This is a genomic window from Ectopseudomonas oleovorans, from assembly GCF_003052605.1.
GTDB classification, from domain to species: domain Bacteria; phylum Pseudomonadota; class Gammaproteobacteria; order Pseudomonadales; family Pseudomonadaceae; genus Aquipseudomonas; species Aquipseudomonas oleovorans_A.
This window is the reverse complement of record NZ_QASO01000058.1, coordinates 1-5,434: the sequence shown is the minus strand read 5'-3', so window position 1 is coordinate 5,434 and position 5,434 is coordinate 1. Positions and strand designations below refer to the sequence as shown.

Annotated in this window: 6 protein-coding genes and 1 pseudogene; all 7 read left to right on the top strand. The window is 57.2% G+C overall.

The window, feature by feature from the left end; translation table 11 throughout:
- Positions 1-318 precede the first annotated feature (318 nt).
- Positions 319-1,719, top strand: a complete 1,401-nt coding sequence (locus DBO86_RS10210) for a DEAD/DEAH box helicase (RefSeq protein ID WP_074861152.1) — start codon at positions 319-321, stop codon at positions 1,717-1,719.
- 143 nt (positions 1,720-1,862) lie between these two features.
- Positions 1,863-2,267, top strand: a complete 405-nt coding sequence (locus DBO86_RS25830) for a DUF6957 family protein (protein WP_074861154.1) — start codon at positions 1,863-1,865, stop codon at positions 2,265-2,267.
- Positions 2,268-2,284: 17 nt separating this feature from the next.
- Positions 2,285-2,566 (top strand): BPSL0761 family protein, encoded by a 282-nt coding sequence (locus tag DBO86_RS10205; RefSeq protein ID WP_074861161.1) that lies wholly within the window; start codon positions 2,285-2,287, stop codon positions 2,564-2,566.
- 244 nt (positions 2,567-2,810) lie between these two features.
- Positions 2,811-3,160, top strand: a pseudogene (locus tag DBO86_RS10200) (EamA family transporter RarD); the annotation flags it as partial.
- Between the two features lie 413 nt (positions 3,161-3,573).
- Positions 3,574-4,476, top strand: a complete 903-nt coding sequence (locus DBO86_RS10195; RefSeq protein ID WP_074861157.1) for a GGDEF domain-containing protein — start codon at positions 3,574-3,576, stop codon at positions 4,474-4,476.
- Positions 4,477-4,620: 144 nt separating this feature from the next.
- Positions 4,621-4,815 carry an AbrB/MazE/SpoVT family DNA-binding domain-containing protein gene (locus DBO86_RS26580; protein WP_074861159.1) on the top strand — a complete coding sequence of 65 codons (195 nt, stop codon included), beginning with the start codon at positions 4,621-4,623 and terminating at the stop codon, positions 4,813-4,815.
- A 130-nt stretch (positions 4,816-4,945) separates the two neighbouring features.
- The coding region (locus DBO86_RS10185; protein ID WP_146173194.1) for a transposase at positions 4,946-5,434 on the top strand (489 nt) is incomplete at its 3' end.

Sequence of the window (5,434 nt, the reverse complement as noted above, 5' to 3'; positions counted from 1 at the left end):
TTTGCGGAAGTCGACGGGCTTTGGGTAGAGATAGACCTTCTGCACTTTGGCGTCGGGACGCATCATGACGGAACTCCACGGGAAAATAGGGAGCCCAGCATCCGGGATACGGAGAGGTCAGTTGAAGATGGGGTCTATGGAGCGCATACTTCTCACTTCAATGGGCGAGGCGGAGCGATTCAAGCTGCTTCTGGACGAGATGCCACATTTGCGGGACAAGGTTGAAGGCGATTACCTGGAGGCTAGGGATCGCAGTTCTCGTCTTCTGGGCCATCTACGCGCCATCGAAAAGACCCTCAAAACGCTCGCTACGCCACGATGAGTAGATCGCTACGCAGTTGGCAGAACAACTGCATCACCAAGGCGCTGGAGCACTTCACCGTCACGCCGCACTTCTTTTGCCAGGCAACGCCGGGGGCTGGGAAGACGCGCATGGCCGCTGAGCTGGCCAGCAGACTGATTGAACAGGGCAGAATTGATCTGGTGCTGTGCTTTGCGCCGTCCTGCCAGGTCGTTGAGGGTTTTCGTTCGACCTTTGCCACTGTGCTAGGCCGACGTCTCGACGGCCAGATAGGTGCCGTCGGTGGCGCCTATACCTATCAGGCCATGGAATACCGTGATGAGGGATTCTGGCAGCTGTTTGATGACTACCGAGTGCTGGTGGTCTTCGATGAGATCCACCATTGCGCCGGCCATGATCCCCTGCTCAGTAATGCCTGGGGGCAGCAGATACTGCACCGGATACAGGATCGCGCTGCCTTCACATTAGCCCTGTCTGGTACGCCCTGGCGTTCGGACGACAAGGCCATCGCCCTGGCGCGCTACTCGTCGCCCGAGGGGTATCTGATCTGCGATTACCGTTATGGCTTGAAAGATGCCATTGCGGATGGTGTGTGCCGATCCCCTCGCATTGTTCTGCTCGACAATCAGAAAGTGAAACTCACGGAAGAACTGGGTGCGGACAGTTCCGTAAGGCTGTTTCCCAGCATAGCCAAGCTGTTGGGCGAGTCGCCTGTCACCTATGAAGAACTGCTGCGCCATGACGAGGTGATCAATCCAACCCTCGACCTTGGCCGCAACAAGCTGAACGAGCTACACCAGACCAAACCCGATGCAGCTGGTTTGGTGGTGGCCACCGATATTGAACACGCTCAGCAAGTTGCACTCGCTCTGGAAGCAATGGGGGAAGAGTGCCGTATCGTGACCAACAAAACCCCAGATGCGCAGCAGGTGATCAATGCATTCCGGAGCAGCGGCTGCCGCTGGATTGTCGCCGTGGGAATGATCAGCGAAGGCACCGACATCCCGCGCCTGCAAGTGTGCTGCTATCTCAGTCGTATCCGCACCGAGCTGCATTACCGGCAAGTACTTGGACGGGTGCTTCGGCGCACAGGTGAATCTGATCACCAAGCATGGCTATTCATGCTGGCGGAACCAAAACTGCAGGGCTTTGCGGAGCGAATAGCAAATGACTTGCCGGATGACTTGGCGGTATTGAATGAAGTACGGATTTCGATACCGACCCCGGATTTGGACCCTGACTTGATTGTTACAGCCGGCCATATCGATGGGATGGATGGTGCAGCCTTAGGTCGGGCTGGTCAGGCTATTGAGTCGGGGGCAACGAACACAATTTCGCTAGCTGTTTTTGCAGCTGAGCCAGCTTATCAGGTCAGCTTTTCTCAACATTACAGGCAGCAGTTGTTGGCTTGTTTTTGATGTCGCGCCGCATAGCCCGAGTAGTGGAAGCGTGTGGATTCTGTGTGATCGTTCGCGTCATTGGCTCGGCAAATCATCGACGGCAAGCACGTGGATCAAAGTGCAGGCAAAAGTAATCGTGGTCGCAGGCCGGAGGTCATTAAATGACAGATACACGCATCAAAATAATCAGTGATTTCCTATCAAGTGAAAGCGAGGAAATACATAACGCCTCTGACGATGAGGCAGCTGGCATCGCGCTGGCTCAAGAGCTCTGCCCTGGAAAACCATACTGTTCAGTGAGACGATGGATTCTCGTCGATCTCGATATTTCAGATGACAAAAAAGCGCTGGTTACAGAGCAAGGTTTTCAGCCAATCGTTCTCTATGCCCACACCGTAGTAACAGATAGTGCTCGTCGATTTTCTCCAGGCGATTGGGTCAGAAGCACGCTCCTGGTCGATCGAAAAAGTAACTGCCTTTTTGAAACCCAAAATAGCGTTTACATCCTCTTGGGCACAGGAACCCGGAAGACAGCAGAACCAGCTGTCGTGGCCAGCATATTTTGATGAGCTGCGGAGACACCATGACTATGCCGATCGAACGCACTGCCGCACTTATGGAGGTGCGCCGATTCCTCAACAGCCTGACAACCAGCAGCGAGGTCAGCGATGAGATAAAACGCCAGGCTACGCGCGCTCTGCGTCATTACCCTTCTGCAAGAGAGGTGAACATGCTTGCTGAGAAAGAGGGATACATCCGCAGAATGGGTGGAACCGTTCCAGCTCACCTGCTCATTACCGCCAGGCTGGATGAAACTGGTCGTATTCAGAAGCCGATTGAGGAAGATTGTAAAATCAGAACCTGATCTAGCACATGGAACTACTAATAGAAGCCAAGACTTCATTGCTGATTCAGCCAACTCTTCAGGAACCGCCTCGCGCTGTCACGCTTCAGTCCAATCAGCGGCCCAAGGTCTGCAAGGTCACCTCTTGGCCGACTACTGTCAGACGCTTCGGGCCGGGCTCGGCCAGAGTTAGACACTGGTAAAGGGCTACTCCCGGCCAGAAGCGGGCAGTGATCCCATTAAATAAATCTGTCCTCCTTTCTGTTGGCTGGACCTGATGATCAGCCTGCCGGTCGCCGCCGCCGCCGCCGCCGCCTTTGCCTTGGCCGATGGCGCCGTCCTGCAGCTGGTCATGCACAACCCACGGCTGCAATCGCTGATTTTCGGCCTCGGCGCCCTCAGCGCCTTGGCACTGGCGCTGATGATCGTCGCCACGCGCCTAAACCTCGCGCTGTTCGGCCTGCTCAGTTATGTCAAGCCGGTACTGCTGGTACTGGTGGCGCTGCTGCTCGGCGAAAGAATCGCGCCGGCGCGGTTGACCTATGGCGCATCTGGGCGGCGGTTCTGGTGCTTGTGATCGAGGGCATCCGCGCCCGGCGCCAGGGGAGGGGCTAGGGCGAGCCGGCGGTCGTCTCGGCGCACTGAACGTTTTATTCCGGCGCCACGACCTGTCGAAGAGGCTGTGACGCCTCGAGGCCAAGCTGGGAGGCACCGTATGGCGACCCAGGCAGCCGGCTCGATACCTGCGACCCCTAGTGCGCGTAGCCTCGTGAGCGCCCACCATGCTGGGCGCACCGGTCCGCTGGCGAGCGGAGGGGCAATCCCGCGCAACCGTTATCTGTTCACCTTGTGATGGCGTAATGATATTTTCCGTATCTTGATGCCGGCACCAAAAAACTATAGGTCGGACGCCGGTCCGTGCACCGCCGGCAATCGTGCGCTGCCGCCGGCGCTCTGCTGGAACGACCGCGTTCTTTCTTTCACCTGACCAGGCTCCGCCACCCAGGCGGCTCCAGAAGAAGTGCTCCATGATCGACGTTGACCAGATGTCCCGGATCCTCGATGCCTTGCCGGACCCGGCCTTCATCCTTTCCCGCAGCGGCCGGTACGTCGCGGTTTTCGGTGGCCGGGACACGCGCTACTACCATGACGGCAAGGGCCTCGTGGGGCTGTACATCCCGGATCTGATCAAGCCCGAGAAGGCCAGCTGGTTTCTCGAACAGATCGGCCGGGCGCTGGAGACGCGCAAGCTTCTGGTGGAGGAGTACGAGCTGAGCAACCGGGACGTGAAGGGCCTGACCGACGAAGGCCCGACGGAGCCGATCTGGTTCGAAGGACGCATCCAGGCGCTGGATTTCCGAGTGGACGACGAGGAAGTGGTGCTGTGGGTGGCCAGCAACATCTCGGAACGGCACCAGCTGGAAGTCAGACTTCGAGAGCTCAGCGATACCGATCAGCTGACCGGGCTATTCAACCGAAGAAAGCTCGAACGCGACCTCAAGCTTCACTACGAATCCGCCATGCGCTATGCGCTGCCGACATCGATCCTGATGTTCGACTTGGACAACCTCAAGACAATCAACGACACCAGGGGGCATCACGTCGGGGACGAGATCATTCGCGCCGTGGCCGACATCTGCCGTTCCACGCTGCGAAAAACCGATTCCGCCTGCCGCCTTGGAGGCGACGAGTTCGTCGTTGCCATGCCCAAAACCGACCTCGAGCAGGCCATGCGGCTCGCCAGGCGCCTGCATGAGTGCTTCCGACAAGAGCTGGGCCAGTACTCCGCAAAAAGTGTGGTCGTCACCGCGAGCATGGGCGTGACCGCCATCGCAGCGGAAGACCGCTCCTACGAGGACACCCTCAAGCGGGCCGACCGTGCACTGTACGACGCCAAGAACCTGGGCAAGGACAGAATCGTTTCAGCCTGACGGTTTGCCGGCCGATGCCTGTCTCGGAGCGTTAAAGGCATGCCTGGCTCATTGGCAGGGGACGCGAGGCGGCTTAGGAAAGGTTGCAGCGGATCTGCCCAAGATGAAGCTGCCATACTGTGCCTAGTGCGTGAGGGTGAATCTATGACTACTACATCTGAAAGCTGGCGAGTTGTATGCCAAGACCCAGGGGATGGCAGCGGAGACGTCATCGTTGAGCTTCCATCAGAGCTACTTAAGCAGCTCAGATGGAGTGTGGGTGATGAGCTGTCAGTTGAGGCGGGAGAGGAAAACATTTGCCTGAAACTCAAGCAACGAGCTGATGGCGCCTCGTCATAGCAATCCAACCAATGTCTGATTGTGGTTGACTGCTTTCGCTCCAAAACGGCGGCTAGCGGCCCAGAGTGTGTAAAAACGCCCCGGTAAACCTTTGCTATGATTTCGGAGAATCTCACCGCAAGGGGCGCCCATGAAACGGTTTATCCAAGGTGAACATCGAGGCCAAAGCACCTTACTTCCCGAAAGCCTCGACGATTACGTCAGCGATACCAATCCGGTTCGGGTGGTTGACGTTTTCGTCGATGAACTCGATTTGGCCAAGCTAGGTTTTGATGGCGTCATTCCAGCCGAAACCGGCAGACCTGCCTACCACCCGGCGATCCTGCTGAAGATCTACATCTACGGTTACCTAAACCGCATTCAATCGAGCCGACGTCTTGAGCGAGAAGCCCAGCGCAACGTCGAACTCATGTGGCTAACCGGGCGTTTGATGCCCGACTTCAAGACCATCGCCAACTTCCGAAAAGACAACAGCAAGGCCATTCGCGGCGCCTGCCGACAGTTCGTTTTGCTCTGCCAGCAGTTGGGGTTGTTTGGCGAAAACTTGGTTGCCATCGACGGCAGCAAATTCAAGGCAGTGAACAACCGTGACCGCAATTTCACTAGCGCCAAACTGAAG